Annotated in this window: 24 protein-coding genes; 6 read left to right on the top strand and 18 right to left on the bottom strand. The window is 68.4% G+C overall.

Annotation, left to right across the window (positions count from 1 at the left end):
- The first annotated feature begins 50 nt into the window (after positions 1-50).
- Positions 51-716: a sulfur transferase domain-containing protein gene (locus tag O4N75_RS04765; RefSeq protein WP_269628217.1), complete on the top strand. Its 666-nt coding sequence runs from the start codon at positions 51-53 to the stop codon at positions 714-716.
- A gap of 27 nt (positions 717-743) precedes the next feature.
- On the opposite strand, the gene O4N75_RS04770 is transcribed toward O4N75_RS04765, so the two are convergent.
- The 6 genes from O4N75_RS04770 to O4N75_RS04795 all read right to left on the bottom strand — a co-directional run bounded on the left by O4N75_RS04770 (position 744) and on the right by O4N75_RS04795 (position 6,257).
- Entirely contained in the window at positions 744-980 is a 237-nt protein-coding gene (locus O4N75_RS04770) for a DUF4170 domain-containing protein (protein ID WP_267232712.1), read from the bottom strand.
- A gap of 17 nt (positions 981-997) precedes the next feature.
- Positions 998-1,792 (bottom strand): 3'(2'),5'-bisphosphate nucleotidase CysQ, encoded by a 795-nt coding sequence (locus O4N75_RS04775; protein WP_269628218.1) that lies wholly within the window; start codon positions 1,790-1,792, stop codon positions 998-1,000.
- Positions 1,792-3,123, bottom strand: a complete 1,332-nt coding sequence (locus tag O4N75_RS04780) for a TldD/PmbA family protein (RefSeq protein ID WP_269629438.1) — start codon at positions 3,121-3,123, stop codon at positions 1,792-1,794. Before O4N75_RS04780 ends, O4N75_RS04775 begins: the two co-directional genes overlap by 1 nt.
- A 43-nt stretch (positions 3,124-3,166) precedes the next feature.
- Positions 3,167-3,568 (bottom strand): MAPEG family protein, encoded by a 402-nt coding sequence (locus O4N75_RS04785; RefSeq protein WP_267232709.1) that lies wholly within the window; start codon positions 3,566-3,568, stop codon positions 3,167-3,169.
- 84 nt (positions 3,569-3,652) lie between these two features.
- On the bottom strand, positions 3,653-4,693 hold the full coding sequence (locus O4N75_RS04790; protein ID WP_269628219.1) for a M23 family metallopeptidase: 1,041 nt from the start codon (positions 4,691-4,693) through the stop codon (positions 3,653-3,655).
- Positions 4,694-4,733: 40 nt separating this feature from the next.
- A complete protein-coding gene (locus O4N75_RS04795; protein ID WP_269628220.1) occupies positions 4,734-6,257 on the bottom strand; it encodes a UbiD family decarboxylase in 1,524 nt (507 codons plus the stop codon).
- 83 nt (positions 6,258-6,340) lie between these two features.
- Between O4N75_RS04795 and O4N75_RS04800 the strand changes: the two genes are divergently transcribed.
- Both O4N75_RS04800 and O4N75_RS04805 read left to right on the top strand, forming a co-directional pair.
- A complete protein-coding gene (locus O4N75_RS04800; protein WP_269628221.1) occupies positions 6,341-6,562 on the top strand; it encodes a hypothetical protein in 222 nt (73 codons plus the stop codon).
- A gap of 113 nt (positions 6,563-6,675) precedes the next feature.
- On the top strand, positions 6,676-6,966 hold the full coding sequence (locus tag O4N75_RS04805) for a UrcA family protein (RefSeq protein ID WP_269628222.1): 291 nt from the start codon (positions 6,676-6,678) through the stop codon (positions 6,964-6,966).
- Here the strand turns inward: O4N75_RS04805 and O4N75_RS04810 are convergent, their stop codons facing one another.
- The 4 genes from O4N75_RS04810 to ggt form a co-directional block, all read right to left on the bottom strand.
- The gene (locus tag O4N75_RS04810) at positions 6,967-7,155 is read right to left on the bottom strand and encodes a hypothetical protein (protein ID WP_267232703.1); all 189 of its coding nucleotides are present in this window, start codon (positions 7,153-7,155) and stop codon (positions 6,967-6,969) included.
- Positions 7,156-7,254: 99 nt separating this feature from the next.
- The gene (locus O4N75_RS04815; RefSeq protein ID WP_269628223.1) at positions 7,255-7,596 is read right to left on the bottom strand and encodes an MmcQ/YjbR family DNA-binding protein; all 342 of its coding nucleotides are present in this window, start codon (positions 7,594-7,596) and stop codon (positions 7,255-7,257) included.
- Positions 7,593-8,171, bottom strand: a complete 579-nt coding sequence (locus O4N75_RS04820; RefSeq protein ID WP_269628224.1) for a YdeI/OmpD-associated family protein — start codon at positions 8,169-8,171, stop codon at positions 7,593-7,595. Before O4N75_RS04820 ends, O4N75_RS04815 begins: the two co-directional genes overlap by 4 nt.
- Positions 8,171-9,934, bottom strand: a complete 1,764-nt coding sequence (gene ggt / locus O4N75_RS04825; protein WP_269628225.1) for a gamma-glutamyltransferase — start codon at positions 9,932-9,934, stop codon at positions 8,171-8,173. Before ggt ends, O4N75_RS04820 begins: the two co-directional genes overlap by 1 nt.
- Positions 9,935-10,099: 165 nt before the next feature.
- Between ggt and O4N75_RS04830 the strand changes: the two genes are divergently transcribed.
- The gene (locus O4N75_RS04830) at positions 10,100-10,390 is read left to right on the top strand and encodes a hypothetical protein (RefSeq protein ID WP_267232697.1); all 291 of its coding nucleotides are present in this window, start codon (positions 10,100-10,102) and stop codon (positions 10,388-10,390) included.
- Here O4N75_RS04830 and O4N75_RS04835 read toward each other — a convergent pair.
- The 3 genes from O4N75_RS04835 to O4N75_RS04845 all read right to left on the bottom strand — a co-directional run bounded on the left by O4N75_RS04835 (position 10,387) and on the right by O4N75_RS04845 (position 12,498).
- Positions 10,387-10,893, bottom strand: a complete 507-nt coding sequence (locus O4N75_RS04835; protein ID WP_269628226.1) for a YkgJ family cysteine cluster protein — start codon at positions 10,891-10,893, stop codon at positions 10,387-10,389. The genes O4N75_RS04830 and O4N75_RS04835 overlap by 4 nt on opposite strands.
- Before the next feature lie 555 nt (positions 10,894-11,448).
- Entirely contained in the window at positions 11,449-11,790 is a 342-nt protein-coding gene (locus O4N75_RS04840; RefSeq protein WP_269628227.1) for a VOC family protein, read from the bottom strand.
- A gap of 45 nt (positions 11,791-11,835) precedes the next feature.
- Positions 11,836-12,498: a methyltransferase gene (locus tag O4N75_RS04845; protein ID WP_269628228.1), complete on the bottom strand. Its 663-nt coding sequence runs from the start codon at positions 12,496-12,498 to the stop codon at positions 11,836-11,838.
- Between the two features lie 97 nt (positions 12,499-12,595).
- On the opposite strand from O4N75_RS04845, the gene O4N75_RS04850 reads away from it, so the two are divergent.
- The gene (locus tag O4N75_RS04850) at positions 12,596-13,183 is read left to right on the top strand and encodes an HdeD family acid-resistance protein (protein ID WP_269628229.1); all 588 of its coding nucleotides are present in this window, start codon (positions 12,596-12,598) and stop codon (positions 13,181-13,183) included.
- Here the strand turns inward: O4N75_RS04850 and O4N75_RS04855 are convergent.
- From O4N75_RS04855 to O4N75_RS04875, 5 genes are all read right to left on the bottom strand, one after another.
- Entirely contained in the window at positions 13,180-13,776 is a 597-nt protein-coding gene (locus tag O4N75_RS04855) for a CatB-related O-acetyltransferase (protein ID WP_269628230.1), read from the bottom strand. The genes O4N75_RS04850 and O4N75_RS04855 overlap by 4 nt on opposite strands.
- A gap of 170 nt (positions 13,777-13,946) precedes the next feature.
- Positions 13,947-14,879: a fatty acid desaturase family protein gene (locus O4N75_RS04860; RefSeq protein ID WP_269628231.1), complete on the bottom strand. Its 933-nt coding sequence runs from the start codon at positions 14,877-14,879 to the stop codon at positions 13,947-13,949.
- On the bottom strand, positions 14,879-15,493 hold the full coding sequence (locus tag O4N75_RS04865; RefSeq protein WP_269628232.1) for a TetR/AcrR family transcriptional regulator C-terminal domain-containing protein: 615 nt from the start codon (positions 15,491-15,493) through the stop codon (positions 14,879-14,881). The genes O4N75_RS04860 and O4N75_RS04865 overlap by 1 nt, the downstream gene beginning before the upstream one ends.
- Positions 15,494-15,552: 59 nt before the next feature.
- Positions 15,553-16,323 (bottom strand): SDR family NAD(P)-dependent oxidoreductase, encoded by a 771-nt coding sequence (locus tag O4N75_RS04870; RefSeq protein WP_269628233.1) that lies wholly within the window; start codon positions 16,321-16,323, stop codon positions 15,553-15,555.
- Positions 16,320-17,054: an SDR family oxidoreductase gene (locus O4N75_RS04875; RefSeq protein ID WP_269628234.1), complete on the bottom strand. Its 735-nt coding sequence runs from the start codon at positions 17,052-17,054 to the stop codon at positions 16,320-16,322. Before O4N75_RS04875 ends, O4N75_RS04870 begins: the two co-directional genes overlap by 4 nt.
- Positions 17,055-17,212: 158 nt before the next feature.
- On the opposite strand from O4N75_RS04875, the gene O4N75_RS04880 reads away from it, so the two are divergent.
- A complete protein-coding gene (locus tag O4N75_RS04880; protein WP_269628235.1) occupies positions 17,213-17,629 on the top strand; it encodes a MerR family DNA-binding transcriptional regulator in 417 nt (138 codons plus the stop codon).
- Positions 17,630-17,640 lie beyond the last annotated feature (11 nt).

Genomic DNA, 17,640 nt, shown 5'->3' on the forward strand with positions numbered 1-17,640 from the left:
GCTGGCGTCCCGAACCGCCTATCTAGGCGCGCGCAATGCAGGAAGCTCGCTTGGCCGATTTCGACCTCACCACGCCCAAGGGGCGCGTCGCGACCTATCTGGACTATCTCTGGAAGGATCACGCTTATCTGCGCCTGGGCTTTTCCAACGCCCATTGGATCAGCGACGAGCTGGTGCGCACCAACCAGCCCTGGCCCCATCAACTGGCCGAGTGGAAGAAGCGCGGCATCAAGACGGTGATCAACCTGCGCGGCGGGTTCGACGCCAGCTTCCATGCGCTGGAGAAGGACGCCTGCGAGCGCCTGGGCCTGAAGCTGGTGGATTTCACGATCACCTCGCGCGAGGTGCCGAGCCGCGCCCGAGTCCACGGCGCCAAGGAACTGTTCGAGACGATCGAATATCCGGCCCTGATGCACTGCAAGTCCGGGGCGGACCGGGCCGGCATCATGAGCGTGTTCTACATGCACTTCCGCAAGGGGCTGCCGATCCGCGAGGCGCTGGATCAGCTGCATATCCGCTACCTGCATGTGAAGCAGGGCAAGACCGGCGTGCTGGACTACACCTTCGAGCGCTATCTGGCCGAGGGCGAGCCCAAGGGGCAGACGTTCCTGGAGTGGGTCGACAGCGACGCCTATGACGAGGCGGGCATCAAGGCCGACTTCCGCGCCAACATGTGGGGCCGGCTGCTCACCGAGGGCGTCCTGAAGCGGGAATAGCCTCCCCCTGAGGGGAGGCTTGGCGCCCTAGTCTTCCTGCGGGTCCTTATCGGGATCCAGCAGCTTGTGGGCGTGGATCACGAAATAGCGCATGTGCGCGTTGTCGACGGTCTCCTGCGCCTTGCGGCGCCAGGCGGCGACCGCCTCGCCGTGGCTGGCGTAGGCGCCGACGAGGTCGATCTTCGTCAGATCGCGGAACGTGTTGTGCTCCAGATCCTCAAGTTCTCCGCCGATGACGAGGTGCAGAAGCTGCTTCTCGGGCATGATGTTCCCCAAAATGGTCAGTTGGGTAGGTCGATATGCCGTACGCGCTCCAGGATCAATGGGGCCAATCGCGGAGCGGCGCAAACGAGGCTCGGTTGCGCGGGTTTTGCGCCATTATACACGAACGGGCGGCCAAGATGATCGCCGACGAAGGCTCCGGCCTCGCGGGCGATGAGGTCGGCGGCGGCCAGATCCCAGTCGTACTTGGCGACCAGCGCCAGGGTGGCGTCGAAGGCGCCGGCGGCGATTACGCACATCCGGTAGGCGGTGGAGTTGCGGGCCTCGATGCGCATCTGCGGCCACGGCGTCGGCCAGGCGGGATGGGCGAACATGCGGGCGTCGCCGACCATGCCGCAGCCTTCGACCGTGTCGCGCTGCGAGGCGCGGACGTGCTGGCCGTTCAGGGTCGCGCCGCCGCCGGCGATCGCGCAGTAGGTCTCGTCGAGGTCCGGCGCGAAGACCACCCCGGCGATCGGCTTGTCGTCTTCGACCACGGCGACCGAGACCGCCCACCAGGGTCGATCCTTGATGAAGGCCCGGGTGCCGTCGATCGGATCGACGACGAACAGCCGCCGCCGCGAGCGACGGACCGGATCGTCGGCGGTCTCTTCCGACAGCCATCCATAGTCGGGGCGGGCGCTGGTCAGGATCTGCTTGATCAGCGCGTCGGTGGCCAGGTCGGCGTTGGTGACCGGCGAGTCGCCTTCCTTGTAGGCGGTCTCCAGGCCCTCGCGGCGCAGCTTCAGGGCCAGGGCCCCGGCGTCGAACGCCGCTTGGCAGATCAGTTCGAGGTCCTGGGCGGGATCCGTCATCAGCGCCCGGCGATCGCCAGGCCGTCGACCAGCAGCGACGGCGCGTTGGCCGAGCCGCGGATCTCGAGGTCTGCGCCTGGAACCAGCCGGCTGTAGATGTCGATCAGGTTCCCGGCGACGGTGATCTCGGCGACCGGGTACGCCAACTCGCCGTTCTCGAACCAGAAGCCCGAGCAGCCGACCGACCAGTCGCCGGTGTTGCCGTTCAGCGAGGGGCCGAACATCGAGGTGATCAGCAGGCCCTTGCCGGCCTGGGCGATCAGTTCAGCCTGGCTGGCGACGCCTGGCTCCACGGTGAGGTTGGTGGTCGACACTCCCGGCGCGCCGGCCAGTCCGCGAGAGGCGTGGCCGGTCGTCTCCAGGCCCAGCTGCCGGGCCGACGAGGCGTTCATGATCCAGGTGGTCAGCACCCCGTCCTCGATCAGCGCCCAGCGGCGGTTGGCGACGCCTTCGTCGTCGAACGGCGAGGAGCCGAGGCCGCGCACCCTGTGCGGATCATCGACGATGTTCACGCCCTTGGAGAACAGCTGGGCGTTCAGCTTGTCCTTGAGGAACGAAGTGCCGCGCGCGATCGAGGGCCCGGCGATGGCGCCGATCAGCGGACTGATCAGCGACATGGCCACGCGGTTTTCGAAGATCACCGGCGCGGTGGTGGAGTCGATCTTGCGCGCGCCCAGGCGCTGGGCGGCCCGCCGGCCAGCCTCTTCGCCGATCGAGCGGGCGCTCGGCAGATCGTCGCGCCAGCGGGTCGAGCGGCCGTCATAGCCGCTTTCCATGGTCTCGCCGTCGCCGGCGATCGCCGAGGCGGTGATCGAAAAGGCCGAGGCCTGGTAGACGCCCGAGAAGCCGCTCGAGGTGACCAGCCGCCAGTGGGACGATGAGGCCGAGGCCGAGCCGCCGTCGGAATTGGTGACCTTGGGGTTGGCGCGGGCGGCGTCCTCGGCGGCGCGTGCGACGTCCTCCAGGGCCTCGGGCGAGGGTTCCTGCGGGTCGTAGAGGTCGAGCTCGGCGAAGGGGCCCTTGGCCAGTCGATCCTGCGGCGCCAGGCCGCCGTAGCGATCCTCCGGCGCCAGCTTGGCCATCGCCACAGCGCGCTCGATCAGCTTGGCGCGCGCCTCGGCCGAGATGTCGGAACCGGAAACCGTCGCCTGCCGCTGGCCGACGAAGACCCGCAGGCCGAGGTCGCGGCTTTCCTCGCGCTCGACCTCCTCCAGTGCGCCCATGCGAACATTGATGCCGAGGGCGGCGCGCTGCGCCCCCACGGCTTCGGCGGAGTCTGCGCCGGCCTTGAGCGCGGCGGAGACGACATCGGCGAGCAGGTTTTCGTCCATCAAGGCCATATGGCGGGATGCGCGCCTCGCGGCAAGCTGCGGCTCACGTGATGGCGTAGAACAGCAGGGCGACGCTGGCGAAGACATAGGCCAGCCAGGTCAGGGTGACGCCGATCGATCGGGCGAACGAGGAGCCGCCGCTGCGCGACAGGCCGAAGGCGTGCAGGCCGCGGCCGACGAACAGCAAAAGGCCGGTCAGGTGCACGGCCAGCGGCGGGGCCTCGACCATGGCCAGGACCGCGATGCCGACCATGGCGGCGGGGACATACTCGGTTGCGTTGCCGAAGGCGCGGATCGCCTGCGCCAGTTCCGGGACCCCGCCGTCGCCCAGCGCCACCTTGTGCCGGCGTCGCTGGCGCACGACCAGCAGCGACAGCACCAGCAACAGGATCAGGTGCAGCCCGACCCATAGGGCCGCGGCGTGGCCGGATGTCACGGCGTCCATATTCGATTGTCCTTCATTCGCCCCCGCGAAGGCGCACAGTTGGGCTTGGTTTTACGAAAAGGGCAAGGGCGGGGCTGGCCCTGCTCAAAGCACGATGGCGAAGTCCCGGGAGATCACGGCCTTGCCGCCCCGCCGCACGATATAGGTCGCGACGTAGCGGCCCGGCGGCCAGCCGGCGGGCCGGGCGCGTTTGCCGGCGATGAGCATGTACTGCGCCTTGGCCCGCTCGAGGGCCGGTTGGGCGCTGGACACCAGGACCCGGCCATCGGGGCCGGCGAGGGTCAGTTCCTGCACGTCGCCGCCCTGCAGGTTGATGGCGCGGACATAGGCGACCAGCGCCGTTTGCCGGCCCGGCGGGGCGATCCCACCGGCCTCGATGGTCGCCATGTCGACGGCGTCGGCCGCGAAGCCGGCGTTCAGCACCGCACCGGACTTATACGCCATGGCCCGCGCCGCGTGCGGCGTCCAAAGACCGACGCCGCGTCGCGCCGGATCGCAGCCAGGCTCGGGCGAGGAGGGGGCGACCATGACGCCGTCCTTGCGGACGGTGAGGTGCAGGTGCGGATACTCGGTATTCCCCGACAGGCCGATGCGCGCGATCGGGGTTCCGGCGGCGACCGCATCGCCGACTTTCACCTTCAGGCTGCCTTGCGCCAGGTGGCAGTACTGGGTCTCCCAGCCCTGGCCGTGGTCGATGACGACGCCGTTGCCGCAATCCTGGCCCTGAAGGGCCGCCGCGCCACGGGTCCGAACCGAGACGTCGGCCACCCCGTCGCGCAGGCGCGCCACCTTGCCGGCCGCGGCGGCCAGCACGTCGACGCCGGCGGCCTGGGCGGCCATGTCGGGAATGCGGATGTCGACGCCGCCATGCGCCTCGTAGGTGCTGGAGCCGCAGCGATAGTCCTTCGCTTCGAGGCCAGGGTCGCGGTCGACGTAGTTCTGGACCTCGCAGCTCGATCCGACCGTGCAGGCGACGGGGAAGTCCAAGTGCAGACCGGCGGCCTGCGCGGCCTCTGTGGTCTGAGCGATCTGGGCGGCGGGCGGCTGGGCGCCCTGCGCCTCGGACTTCGTGGGCGGGGCGCAGGCGGCGGTCAGGCCGGCCAGCAGGATCGGTGCGAACTTCAAGCGCATCTCCTTGTCGCCCCCCGGCGGATCTGCAGGCCGACTATACCGGATCGCCGCTCCCGGGCAGGCCCAGGCGCGCCCACTTCTCGGTAACGGCGGCGACCGTCGCCTCGTCCATGCCGAGCTTCTCGCCCCACTCGCGATGCGTTTCCGGCGGCCACTTGTTGGTGGCGTCGAGGCCGATCTTCGAGCCGAGGCCGCTCTCGGGCGAGGCGAAGTCGAGATAGTCGATGGGCGTGCCCTCGACGAGGGTGATGTCGCGCGCAGGATCCATGCGGGTCGAGAGCGCCCACATGACGTCCTTCCAGTCGCGGGCGTTGATGTCGTCGTCCACGACGATCACCCACTTGGTGTACATGAACTGCCGCAGGAAGCTCCAGACGCCCATCATCACGCGCTTGGCGTGGCCGGGATAAGCCTTCTTCATCGAGACCACGGCGATGCGGTACGAGCAGCCCTCTGGCGGCAGCCAGAAGTCGATGATCTCCGGGAACTGCTGGCGCAGCAGCGGAATAAACACCTCGTTCAGCGCTTCGCCCAGCACGCTGGGTTCATCCGGCGGCCGGCCGGTGAAGGTGGTCAGGTAGATCGGGTCCTTGCGCATGGTGATGGCGCTGACCTTGAACACCGGGAATTGCTCGACCGAGTTGTAGTAGCCGGTGTGGTCGCCGTACGGCCCTTCGTCGGCGTACTCGTCCAGCATGACGTGGCCTTCGATCACGATCTCGGCCTGGGCGGGCACCAGCAGCGGCACCGTCTTGGCCTGAACCAGGTCGACCTTGGCGCCGCGCATCAGGCCGGCGAACTGGTATTCCGACAGCGTCTCGGGCACCGGCGTCACTGCCGCCAGGATGGTGCCTGGATCTGCGCCGATCACCACGGCGGCGGGCAGGGCGTCGGGCTTGCCGGCCGCTTTCCAGCGCCGGTGGTGCTGCGCACCGCCGCGGTGCGCCAGCCAGCGCATGATGGTCTTGTCCTTGCCCAGCACCTGCATGCGGTAGATGCCGAGGTTGTAGTCGTCCTCGCGGTCGTCGGACGGCCCTTTGGTCACCACCAGCGGCCAGGTGATCAGCGGCGCCGGCTCGCCCGGCCAGCAGGTCTGGATCGGGAGCTTGGTGAGGTCGATCTGGTCGCCGGTCCAGACCACATCCTGCACTGGCGCCTTCTTCACAGTCGCCGGGCGCATCGACATCACCGTCTTGGCCAGCGGCAGCATCTCGAAGGCGTCCTTGAGGCCGCGCGGCGGCTCGGGGCTGCGCAGGAAGGCCAGCAGTTCGCCGACCTCGCGCAACTCACCGGCGGTGGTGCGCTCCTGGCCTTCCAGGGTCACGCCCATAGCCACGCGCTTCACCGTCCCGAACAGGTTGACCAGGCAGGGCATGGTCGAGCGCTCGCCGTCGGCGCGCACGACGTTCTCGAACAGCACCGCCGGGCCGCCGGTCGCCAGCAGCCGGCGTTGGATCTCGGTCATTTCCAGCACGCTGGAGACCGGCTCGGTCACCCGCACCAGTTCGCCCGCCGCTTCCAGCTTGGCGATGAAATCCCTCAGCGACCGATAGGCCATGCGCTCTCCATTCGTGCTGGCGATTGGTCTAGGGCGGGGCGGCTCTGGTGTCACCTGCACGACGCCGGTAAAATCGGCGGGTCATGAAGCGCATCGATCTCGACGATCTCCCGCCCAAGCTCGCCCAGGTGCTGGCCGCCGTCGAGGCGGGCGAGGAGCTCCTGCTGGTCCAGAACGGCGCGGTGGCGGGCCGGCTCGTCGGCATGGCGACGCCCCCGCCCGAGCCGGAGCCCGAACAGTCCAGCGACGAGCGCGCCGCGGAGATCTTCGAGCAGTTCCGCTCGGCCATGGAAGACGAATTCTAGCCGCCCATTTTCGGTGGCGCGGCGGCCGCAAACCCAATATCTGTCAAGTGTTGTGGCGTAATGAGGCCGCAGAGCCCCACCGCTGCGACTTATTTCGGCAGTAGGGAAACGTCATGCTCAAAATCATCGCAGTATCGACTGCGCTCGCGCTCGCCGCGGGTGCTGCAGTCGCCGCTCCCGCCGGATACGGTTCCACCGTCGTGCGGGTCGGCGACCTCGATCTTGGCCGTCCGGCCGACGTCGAGCGCCTTCAAAGGCGCCTGGAGACCGCCGCACTCGAAGTGTGCGGCGCGCACGCCGGCAGCGTCCGGATGGTCAAGCAGGCCGTCGCACGCTCGGACTGCTACCGCGAGACCCTCGCCCAGGCGTCGGCCCAGGTGCGGACCGGCATGGCGATCCGCTAGTCAGTCGTCGTCATCGTCGAAGTCGTCGTCGCCGCCTAGGACGTCGTTCAGGGCGTCGATGATGGCGTCCATCTGGTCGGGTGAGACTTCGAGCGCAACCGGCTCGCCGCCGGCGCCGGCCACGGTCAGAAGATAGCCCTCGTCAGTCTCCTCGAACTCGAAGCGTTCGAGCGGTTTCGGCTGGGCCATGGGGACCTCCTGTCCGTTGGCGTCGCGGCGGTGCGTGGAGCATCGCCCCTCAGAGCGAATCCGCGCCATCTCCGTTCCAAGAAATCATGCGCCGGAGCTTCAGCCGCCTGCGTCTCGCGCATTGACCAGCTTCTTGGGGGCGATCTTGCGCCAGCGGCGTTCGAGGAAGTTCTGCAGCGATCCGGGATGCAGGCGCTCAATACGGGCCAGCACGCTTGGATAGTCCTTGTAGTGCGGGGTGATGTGGAAGGTCGCCGGTTCGGCTTCCATCAGCATCTCGCGTTCGTCGTGACTGACGTCGAGCAGCACTAGGCTATGGTCCTCGCTGCGCAGGCGGGTGAAGAACTTGCCGTTCACCTTGTAGGACGGCTGGCCGTAGGACGTGCCTTGCTCGGCGTCTGGAAACGCCAGGATGAGTTCGCGGACTTCGTCGGGGGTCATGGCGTTTCCCTCTTGGTCGCCGACACCAGCTTCACTCCGTCCGCGCAGGCGTCAATCAAGATCGCCATCCGCTTGGCGCGGGTCTCTGCGCCCTTGGCGCTGACCACGCGGTGGACGGCGACCTTACGGTAGGATGGCGGGAAGGCCTGGAAGGCGGCCCATGCGGGTGCGTTCGCCTGGAAGAGGGCGGTCTCGCTGTCGGAAAAGTCCTGGACGCCGCGTTCGTGCGAATACTCGTTGGTGCGGCCCCTGCCGGCCTCGAACGCGGTCAGTCCGGCAGGGTGGACCAGGCCCAGGGCGCGAAGTTCCTCGATCCGGCGGATGTTCACCTGGCTCCAGATGCCTTTCGGCCGGCGGGGCGTGAACCGGATGCGATAGCTTTCGCCGTCGATGGAATGGCGAACCCCGTCGATCCAGCCGAAGCACAGGGCCTGATCGACCGCCTGCGGCCAGGTGATAGAGGCCAGCCCCGTGCTCCGTTTGCGAAAGCCCAGCGAGAGCTCGGTCGCGGTCTCGTGGTTGGCCTCAAGCCAGGCGCGGAACGCCTGCGGCGTCGCGAAGAAGGTCGGCTCCATCAGTAGGCCAGGGCCACGCCGTCCTTGCGCATCTCGGTCGCGGCGGCATAGCGGCCGGGCCAGCGTTCGATGGCCTGATAGCCGCCGTAGCCGCCGGGATCGGGCGCGAGCGTCCAGCCGATGGCCGCCAACGCGGCCTTGGTCGCTTCCGGCACGCCGGTTTCGAGGTTGAGCACCCCGGTTCCCTTCTGCGCTTCTCCGGTCGGTTCGCTCGATCCGCCGTGATGCCAGCGCGGACTGTCGCCCGCCTCCTGCACCCCCAGGCCGAAGTCGACCATGTTGGAGATGATCTGCGCCTGGCCCTGGGGCTGCATGTCGCCGCCCATCACGCCGAACGACAGCCACGGATCGCCGCCCTTGGTCGCGAACCCCGGGATAATGGTTTGGAAGGGCCGCTTGCCGGGCGCGTAGATGTTGGCGTGGCCGTCCTCCAGCGCGAACAGTTCGCCGCGGTTCTGGAACATGAAGCCCAGGCCGTCGGGCGACAGGCCCGAGCCCATGCCGCGATAGTTCGACTGGATGATCGACACCATCATCCCGTTGGCGTCGGCGGTGGTGAAGTAGGTGGTGTCGCCCCGGCTCGGGGCCTGGCCTGGGAACGCCGGCGTCAGGATCTTGCCGGGCGAGATCAGCTTGGCCCGCTCTCGGGCGTACTCCTTCGACAGCAGCCATTCGGTCGGCGTCTTGTAGAAGTCGGGGTCGGCGTAGAACCTGGCGCGATCCTCGAAGGCCAGGCGCTTGGCCTCGACGGCATGATGGATCGCCGCCGCCGACTGGAAGCCCATCGCCTTCAAATCGAAGGTCTCCATGATGTTCAGCATCTGCAGCGTAGCCAGGCCCTGGCTGTTGGGCGACAGGCCCCAGACGTCGACGCCGCGGTAGTTGACCTTGTGCGGCGGATCCCAGCGCGCGTGGTGGGCGGCCAGGTCGGCCTTGGTCATCCAGCCGCCGATCCGCTTGAAATAGGCCTCGATGGTCTGGGCGACCTCGCCGCCGTAGAAGCCGTCGCGCCCGTTGGCGGCGATCTGCCGATAGGTGCGGCCCAGCGCCGGGTTCTTGAAGATCTCGCCTTCCTTCGGTGTGCGGCCGTCTGGGGCCCAGACCTTCCTGAAGTTCTCAGTTTCCTCGATCCCGGCGTCAGGGCGGGTGAAGTTCTTCAGCGATCGGTCCAGGTAGTAGGCGACATTCTGGGACACCGCGTGTCCCTCCTCGGCGTAGATGATCGCCGGCGCGAACAGGTCCTTCCACGGCAGCTTCCCGTAGCGCAGGTGCAGGGTCCACCAGGCGTCCACCGCGCCCGGCACGCTGACTGAGACCGCGCCGTACGAGGGGATCAGGCCGTTGCTGGCCCGGCCGCGCACGGTCTCCAGCGACAGCCCCTTGGGGCTGCGTCCCGAGCCGTTCAGCCCCTCGACCCGACGGGTCCTCGGATCCCAGACCATGACGAAGCAATCGCCGCCGATGCCGCAGGCGATCGGCTCGACCAGACCCAGCACGGCGTTGGCGGCGATCGCCGCATCTACCGCCGAACCGCCGAGCCGCAGGACGTCGAGCGCCGCCAGGCTGGCCAGCGGATGGGCGGTGGCCGCCGCGCCGTGTGCGCCCCAGGCGGCGCTGCGCGAAGCGAAGGTGGCCCCGTCGATGCGGTCGCCGCCGTGCACGTCGGGGCGATCGCGGTTGGGGTTGTCGGCGCGGCTCTGCGCCAAGGCCCCGCTGGCTAGGGCCGATGCGGGCAGGGCGGCGAGGAAGGTGCGGCGGCGCATGGCTACTCCGGAAAACGAATGCTCGACCTGGCGGCACTATAAGGCGAAGTTTGCCCCGGGTGCGGGTGTTGTGCGGCGGCTTACGCCTTGTCACAGGGACTTTCCGCCCACGTCCGATTGCCCTTTGGGGCGCGGCTCGGCTATATGCCGCGCTTGGGGATAGACATGCGAACAATCGACGCCTTGGCGGCGTCGGCGGCCTTGCTCGCCGTTCTGGCCTTCAGCCAGATGGCGGGCCAGCAGGCGTCGCCCGACGAGATCGCCGCCGAAACCTGGATGCTTGAGCAGGACATGGTCCGGCTGCTGGGCGCGATGAGCGGCCCGGCCGAGGCCTGTTATGCGATGACCTTGCCGTCGGCGAAGGCGGACGAGGGGCTGTTGCCCCTGGCCAGGGATCGTGCGGGCGTGGCGCTCGCCTCGTCCTGCGATCCGACGATGATCTCCCAACTGACCTAGTCGCTGGCCACGTCGCTCAGGATCATCGCGTACGGGACCATTATGCCGTCGCGCTCGGCGTAGCCGCTGACCAGCTTGTGCTCCGGATCGACCAGGCCCAGGTCGACGTCCTCGTGCGGAAAGACGACGATCCGCCGGTCGCCGACGCACACCACCAGCTCGCGCCCCCCCAGCGCCAGTTCCGACATCGCCTTCAGTCGGCGGTAGTAGGGCTCGCGCTTCCAGGCCCCCGGGTGGTTCGGATCGACGATGACGTTTAGCCGCTGGCCGTCCTTCTCGGTGTACATCAGGAACTTGGCCCGGTCGGGTCGCCAGGCCTCGTCCAGCTTCTCGCTGTCCAGCCACAGGCAGACGAAGCCGCGGCAGGCGGGCGGCCGCTCCTCATAGACGCCGCATCCGGCCGCGCGCTTGAAGTGCCCGCACCAGGCGCCGGCCGGCTTGTCCAGCGACTGGATCGCCAGCAGCTTGCAGCACATGCCGCACTCGCCGCAGCTCTTGCCCATGGCGCCCGTCTCCCGTCATCGTCCGGCGGCGGACGATAGCGAAGGCGCGTGACGGTTCGGCGACGGGGATCATGTGATTGGGCGGGCTTTGCTGACATTGGGTGTTGTCGCTTGCATCTTGAGCGGCTGTGTTCGCGGCGAGCGTGAGCCCGAGATGGCGCGAGCTCTCGTTGTTCTGACGAGTGCGCGGGCCGCGACCCTTTATTCCCTTCAGCCCGTCACAAGCGATGTCGAGCTTCCGCGCCTCAACGGCTATGCGATCTTAGGAAAGGCGCGACTCGGACCCGCCGATACGGTCAAGGCGACTCGCCAGATCGCTGACGGCATCGTCGAGAACGAATGGCTGGTCGCATGTTTCCAGCCCCGACAAGCTCTACGCATCGTCGCGGATGGTCGCGTCTACGACTATCTAGTTTGCGACGAGTGTAGCCGTGTCGCGGTCTATCTGGATGGCGGGGGGGTCGGCGCCGTCGATTATGCTGGGCCCTCTACAGTACTGGAGGGCCTCCTGAGCCGAGCGGGCGTTCCGCAATCAAACAGCGTACTCGCTCACCGCTAGCTCTCTGACCAGACCGCTAGCTCGTTCCCGGACGGATCGCGGAAGTGGAAGCGTCTGCCGCCTGGGAAGCTGAAGATCGGCTTGACGATGACGCCGCCGGCGGCCTGCACCTTGGCGGCCATGGCCTCTAGGTCGTGAGCGTAGAGCACCACCAGGGGCTTGTCCGTCTGGGCCGCGGCGTCGGCGTCGAAGCCGCCGTCCAGCCCTTCCTCGAACGCGGCGTAGCTGGGGCCGTAGTCGGTGAAGCTCCAGCCGAAGGCCGACTGATAGAAGCGCTTGGTGGAGACCAGATCGCCGCCCGGCAGCTCCACGTAGTCGATCTTGCCGTCTTCGCGCATGGCGCTCTCCGCTATCGAGTTCTCAATTCGTTCCAGGTTGCGCGGTCAGGCCGGCAGAGTCCAGACGGCGGTTTTCTTGACTTCGCGGTCCTCGAGTTCGCGGGTGGTCGGCACCTCGTACTCGGCCAGCTTCTCCAGCCCGACGCGCGGGAAGTAGCTGCGGCCCGGATCACCGATCAGCACTCGGGTCCCACGCACATGGGCGGCGGCCAGCCAGTCCATCACCTGCGTCGCCAGCGGCTTCTCGTAGCAGATGTCGCCAGCCAGGATGACGTCGACGTCGGGCGGCGGGACGTCCAGCAGGTTCTGGTCGGTGAAGTCGATCAGCACGCCGTTGAGCTCGCCGTTGACCGCTAGGGCCGCGCCGCAGAACGGGTCGATGTCGGTGGCCAGCACGTGGCCTGCGCCCGCTCGCATCGCCGCGATGCCGACGATGCCGGAGCCCGACGCGAAGTCGACGACGCGCTTGCCGGCGACCTCGTCGGGATGGTCGAGGACGTAGCGCGCCAGCGCCTGGCCGCCGGCCCAGGCGAAGGCCCAGAACGGCGGCGGCAGGCCGATCTCGGCCAGAGCCTCCTCGGTCAGGCGCCAGATCGGCGTGACCTCGTCGGCCAGATGCAGGCTCAGCTCCGGCGTGTGCGGCGGCGGCTGGATGCGGGTGTTTTCGAGGATGAAGGCGCGGCGGCCTTCCTGGGTCTGGATAATCACCCGCGCCCCCTAGCATGGGCGAGTGGGACGTGCGCGCACCATCGGCGGGAACCTAATGCCCAGTTTTCGCCTTTTTCCCTCCAAGCGGGAGAAGGCCATGACGACGGATCAAGGATTGCGGTCCCCAAACCCTGTGCTGAGCTTTATGTTCGAGGGCGTCTCCTGGCAGGCGATCGCCCTGCGCGGGGTCATCGGGGTGCTGTTCGGGCTGCTAGCGCTGTTCGCCCCGGTCACGACGGCGCTGTCGCTGGTGCTGGTGTTCTCGATCTACCTGATGGCCGACGGCTTTCTCGCGATCGCCAGCGCTTTCAAGGCGATGCGCGCGCGGCACTCCTGGGGGGTGTTGGCGCTCGAGGGCGTGGCCAACATTGTCGCCAGCCTGGTCCTGTTCTTCATGCCGGGCCTGGGCATGGTCGCGTTCGTCGCCATCGTCGCGGTCTGGGCGCTGTTCGCCGGCGGGGTGAAGCTGGTCACCGCCATGCGGCGCGGCCCGGTGCCTGCGCGTGGCTGGCTGGCCTTCTCGGCGGTGGTCTCGCTGCTGTTCGGGGTCGTGCTGATCCTCGCCCCGATGGCCGGCGCCGTGGTGCTGACCTGGTGGCTGGGGATTTACGGCCTGGTGTTCGGCGCGGTGCTGCTGTTCCTGGCCTTCCAGCTCCGCTCGGCGCGCAAGAAGGCGGGCCGCTAGGCGCGTTCTCTCCTGATGGCGTTGTCCGTCTTCTTGAAACTCCACCATTCCGGCGCGTGCGGCGTCAGGCGTCCTTCGCGGACGGCGGCCTCGATCTCGTCGACGGCCTTGGCGGGGTTCGCCAGGTCGAAAGCCTGACCGATCAGGTTGTAGCGCCACCATTCGAGGCCGCGGAGCCGTTCGATCATGGCTTCATCGAAGCGGTAGCGGATCGTCCTGGCCGGAACGCCGCCGACAATGGCGTAGGGCGGCACGTCCTTGGTCACCACGGCGCCCGCGGCGATCACGGCGCCGTCGCCGATGGTGAGGCCGGTCTTCAGTTTCACGCCGGCGCCGATCCACACGTCGTTGCCGATGGTCGTTCGCTTCAGTTTCTCGAAGCTCGCGACAGGCGGGCCGTCGAAGGGGCTGGGGAACAGCTTCTCGTAGGCGAAAGGACTCGTGGTCAACCCGTCGAGGGGGTGGTCCGTAAGGACCGAAACATGGTCCCCGATGGAGCAGTATCGCCCAATGTCCGTGTAGTGCAGCGTGGTCTGCGGCGAGATGTAGGAAAAGGCCCCGCCCCGGACGTTGTTCAGGACGACGTTCGCCATGACCCTGAAGGGGGTCTCCAATACGACGAGGCCGTTCAGGAAGGTCTGGGGGCTAATGACAAAGGTCGCTTGGGTCATGGGACTCCCGGAGGCGCTGCGGCGACGCCATGGCGTTGGAGGCCTTGCCGACGACGATTCGGATCAGCGCGACAAGCTTCAAGAGGCTGGTGCTATGCGGCCTTGCCGGCCGCCAGCGCCAGCACCTTCAGGTAGCCGCCCGGCTCGATCAGCATCTGCTCGCCGACGCCCTTGGCCCGCAGCAGGCGATGCACGCGGGGCAGGTTGTAGCAGGGCACATGCATGAACATGTGATGCTCGCAGTGATAGTTCACATAGTAGGGCGCGATCAGCAGCCGCTCGACGAAACCGGCCTTTGTGGTGCGCGCCTGGCGCATGGGGTCGGGCTCGCCCACGTCGATGCAGGCGTGCTCGGCGATGTTGCGCAGCCGGGTGACCAGCGGCAGCCAGGTCGCCTGCGGCAGCACCCATAGCACCGGCCAGGCCCACCATAGGCCGAACGGCGCCCCCAAGGCCGTGACGATCAGGCCGAACCCCAGCCAGCGGCGCTTGTCCTTGATCTCCTGGACGATGATCGGAAGCAGCGGGTCACCGGCCTTGCGCTTCTTCAGCTTGGCGACGAGGCCCCCGAACCGCTGCTTGAAGAAGGTCTGGCCGGTCAGGTCGCGGATGATCTTGCGGCGCAGCGACAGACGGGTGATCGGAAATGGCGCCGACAGCACCAGGTCGGGGTCCTCGCCCTGCTGGGCGAAGCGGTGGTGCGTCAGGTGATAGGGCCGGTAGCGGTGCAGGCCGCCGGGCGTCAGCCACTCGCCGAGGAAGTCGTTGACCTTCAGGTTCTTGTGCAGGGCGCCGTGGGCGGCGTCGTGCATCAGGATCGCCAGCCCGAGCTGGCGCGTGCCGATGATCATCACCGCCAGCGGCAGGGTCAGCGGCCAGACCACGACCATCGCGCCGGCCGCCAGGATCAGCGCCCAGGCGTGGGCGATCATGGCCGGGCCGCGCCAGGACGAGCGGGCCGAGATCGGCGCCCATTCCTGGTCGGTGAAGAAGTCCTTGGGCGAAAGGCGGGCGGCCGCGGCCATCAGTCGTGTCCTCCGTTGGCGCCGTGCCGCATCAGGGCGAGCATCTCGTCGACGGCTTCCTGCGTGGTGGCGCCGGTCGCCCCGTCGCGCAGGGCCACTCCTAGGCCCAGGGTCCAGAACCGCCGTGCGGTGACGGCTGGGTCATCGCCGCCGCTCCAGCCGCGCCTTGCCTTGGTCTCGGCATAGGCGCGGTCGCCCTGGGCGTGCAGCCGCTCGAACGTGCGCTCGACCTGCGGGACCAGGTCCTGCCGCCGGCGGGTCAGGGACAGCGCCTCGACGAACAGCGCCAGGCCCGGCGATCCGATCACGGTCTCGACCAGCACGCGGTTGTAGTGCGGCCCGCTGGCCGCCCCGGCGGCGGCCTCTTCAGCCTGGCGGGCGACATAGAGCACCTCGCGGCAGGCGGCCTCGACGAACAGGGCCTCCTTGGTGCGAAAGTAGTAGGTGATCTGGCTGGGGAACGCGCCGGCCGCCGCGGCGATGTCGGCCACCGCCACGCCCGCCAGCCCCTGGTCCTTGAACAGCGTCACGGCCGCGTCGAGCAGGCGCGAACGCATCCGCTTGCCCGGCTCGCGCACCGCCCGCATCGCCTTCAGGGGTTGCACCTTCGACATGACGTTATTTGTACGTCATACAAGGAATGCGGTCAATCAACCGGGGTGCGGCGAACGCGTCAGGCGTTGCGCGCCATCAGGCCTCCGTCCACCGGAATGGTCACGCCGGTGATGTAGGAGGCCGCCGGCAGGCATAGGCTCAGGGTGATGTGGGCGACCTCGTCGGGCTGGCCGTAGCGGCCGAGCGCCGTGCGCCGTTTGGCGAACACCGCCTTCTGGTCGTCCGGGATGGCCGCCGTCATGCCGGTGGCGATCGGCCCGGGGCAGATGCAGTTGACCGTGATCCCTTCGCGGCCCAGCTCCACCGCCAGCGCCCGGGTCAGGCCGGTGACCCCGGCCTTGGCCGCCGCGTAGGGGCTGTCCATCGCCGTCGCCCCCAGCGCCTCGGTCGAGGCGATGTTGACGATCCGCGGGGCGGGCGAGGCGCGCAGGAACGGCAGGGCTGCGCGGATCACCCGCTGGTGGGCGCTGAGCAGGATCGCCAGCGAGCGGTCCCACACCACCTCGTAGTCATCGCTGTCGATCGGCGAGAAGGCCGAGATGCCGGCGTTGTTGATCACGGCGTCGAGCCCGCCCAGTTCCGCAGCGATCTGCGGTACGACGGCGGTAATCTCCGCGGCGTCGGAGACGTCCAGTTTCCACGCCCGTGCGCTCAGGCCGCGGGCCGCCAGCTCGTCGGCGACCGCGGCCGCTGGCGCCAGGGCGTGGTCGGTGACCGCCACGTGCGCGCCTTCTTCGGCGAACACCTCGGCCGTCGCCCGACCCATGCCCGAGCCGGCGCCGGTGACCAGCACCCGCGCCCCCTTCATCGATCGGCTGAGGCGGCTCACAGGCTCAATCCTCCGTCCACGACCAGGGTCTGACCGACGACATACGAGGCTAGCGGGGAGGCCAGGAACAGCGCCGCCCCGGCCATGTCGGCGGGCTCGCCCATGCGGCCGGCCGGGATGCGGCTCAGCGCCCCGCGCAGCCGGTCGGGATGCTCGGTGGTGACCTTGGTCAGCTTGGTGTCGACCAGGCCGGGGGCCAGGCCGTTCACCCGGATGCCGTCGCTGGCCCAGGCCTGGCCGAGGGTCTTGGTCAGGCTGACCGCTCCGGCCTTCGAGGCGGCATAGGCCGGATTGCCGCGATTGGCCTGGAAGCCGGACACTGAGCTGACGATGATGATCGAGCCCTTCGCCGCCGCCAGCATGTCGTGGAACTTGGCCGCGCAGGCCATCAGGCTGTCGAGGTTGACCGCCATGACCTGGTCCCAGCCGGCGCGCTCGAACTCGCCGCGCCGGTAGACCACCGTGCCCTGGCACAGCACCAGCACGTCCAGCTGCTCGAAGTCGGGAAGGGTGTCGGCGATCGCGTCCCGATCGGCCACGTCGACCTGGGCATAGGCCAGTCCCATGAGGTCGGAACCTTCCACGCCGGCATAGTCCGCGGCGCTCGGGCGGGTGCCCCAGACGTGGACCTCCGCGCCGCGCGCCCGGAAGCCTTGCGCGATCCCGTTGCCGATCCCGCTCGAACCGCCGACGACCAGTACGGTCCGGCCGGTGAAGTCCAGTTCACCCATCGTCTCGTCCTCCCATTTTTCGACATCCTCACGCCGCAGGGAGGGGTGCGGCAATGCTCACCCAACGTCAGCATTGACGTGAACGTAAGGTCAGGGAACTGTTCGTGGTGACGGGCGCGGAACAAGCCCCGCGCTTCAGAGACAAACGGGAGGTACAGATGCTCCAGAAGCTTCGCCGTCCGGCGACGACTTTCACCATCACCCAGCTTTGCCGCGAGTTCGGAACGACCCCACGGGCGCTCCGCTACTACGAGGAGCAGGGCCTGCTGTCGCCCAGCCGTGAGGGCCAGGCGCGCATCTACACCTATCGCGACCGCGCGCGGCTGACCCTGATCCTGCGCGGCAAGCACGTCGGGCTGTCGCTCGCGGAGATCCGCGACATCCTCGACCTCTACGAACGTGACGACGACCTGACCGCCCAGAACACTCAAGCCCTTGGCAAGTTCAAGGAGCGGATCAAGGCGTTCGAGGAGCAACGCCGCGAGATCGATCAGGCGATCGACGTGCTGCACGACGCCAGCGCCCGGCTGGAAGCTGCGCTCGCCGAGCGCGCCGGCCGCGCCGCCTTCGGTTAGGGGCGTCCCGT

Source organism: Phenylobacterium sp. NIBR 498073 (assembly GCF_027286305.1).
In the GTDB taxonomy this organism is placed as follows: domain Bacteria; phylum Pseudomonadota; class Alphaproteobacteria; order Caulobacterales; family Caulobacteraceae; genus Phenylobacterium.

Bases quoted from the DNA above. Each gene is read 5' to 3' on its own strand.
- O4N75_RS04800 (WP_269628221.1), top strand. From the start codon at position 6,341: ATGAAGCGCATCGATCTCGACGATCTCCCGCCCAAGCTCGCCCAGGTG.
- O4N75_RS04785 (WP_267232709.1), bottom strand. From the start codon at position 3,568: ATGGACGCCGTGACATCCGGCCACGCCGCGGCCCTATGGGTCGGGCTG.
- O4N75_RS04815 (WP_269628223.1), bottom strand. From the start codon at position 7,596: ATGACCCCCGACGAAGTCCGCGAACTCATCCTGGCGTTTCCAGACGCC.
- O4N75_RS04805 (WP_269628222.1), top strand. From the start codon at position 6,676: ATGCTCAAAATCATCGCAGTATCGACTGCGCTCGCGCTCGCCGCGGGT.
- O4N75_RS04830 (WP_267232697.1), top strand. From the start codon at position 10,100: ATGCGAACAATCGACGCCTTGGCGGCGTCGGCGGCCTTGCTCGCCGTT.
- O4N75_RS04810 (WP_267232703.1), bottom strand. From the start codon at position 7,155: ATGGCCCAGCCGAAACCGCTCGAACGCTTCGAGTTCGAGGAGACTGAC.
- O4N75_RS04780 (WP_269629438.1), bottom strand. From the start codon at position 3,123: ATGGACGAAAACCTGCTCGCCGATGTCGTCTCCGCCGCGCTCAAGGCC.
- O4N75_RS04875 (WP_269628234.1), bottom strand. From the start codon at position 17,054: ATGGGTGAACTGGACTTCACCGGCCGGACCGTACTGGTCGTCGGCGGT.
- O4N75_RS04860 (WP_269628231.1), bottom strand. From the start codon at position 14,879: ATGGCCGCGGCCGCCCGCCTTTCGCCCAAGGACTTCTTCACCGACCAG.
- O4N75_RS04835 (WP_269628226.1), bottom strand. From the start codon at position 10,893: ATGGGCAAGAGCTGCGGCGAGTGCGGCATGTGCTGCAAGCTGCTGGCG.
- O4N75_RS04775 (WP_269628218.1), bottom strand. From the start codon at position 1,792: ATGACGGATCCCGCCCAGGACCTCGAACTGATCTGCCAAGCGGCGTTC.
- O4N75_RS04880 (WP_269628235.1), top strand. From the start codon at position 17,213: ATGCTCCAGAAGCTTCGCCGTCCGGCGACGACTTTCACCATCACCCAG.
- O4N75_RS04865 (WP_269628232.1), bottom strand. From the start codon at position 15,493: ATGTCGAAGGTGCAACCCCTGAAGGCGATGCGGGCGGTGCGCGAGCCG.
- ggt (WP_269628225.1), bottom strand. From the start codon at position 9,934: ATGCGCCGCCGCACCTTCCTCGCCGCCCTGCCCGCATCGGCCCTAGCC.
- O4N75_RS04770 (WP_267232712.1), bottom strand. From the start codon at position 980: ATGCCCGAGAAGCAGCTTCTGCACCTCGTCATCGGCGGAGAACTTGAG.
- O4N75_RS04795 (WP_269628220.1), bottom strand. From the start codon at position 6,257: ATGGCCTATCGGTCGCTGAGGGATTTCATCGCCAAGCTGGAAGCGGCG.
- O4N75_RS04820 (WP_269628224.1), bottom strand. From the start codon at position 8,171: ATGGAGCCGACCTTCTTCGCGACGCCGCAGGCGTTCCGCGCCTGGCTT.
- O4N75_RS04840 (WP_269628227.1), bottom strand. From the start codon at position 11,790: ATGCGCGAAGACGGCAAGATCGACTACGTGGAGCTGCCGGGCGGCGAT.
- O4N75_RS04855 (WP_269628230.1), bottom strand. From the start codon at position 13,776: ATGGCGAACGTCGTCCTGAACAACGTCCGGGGCGGGGCCTTTTCCTAC.
- O4N75_RS04850 (WP_269628229.1), top strand. From the start codon at position 12,596: ATGACGACGGATCAAGGATTGCGGTCCCCAAACCCTGTGCTGAGCTTT.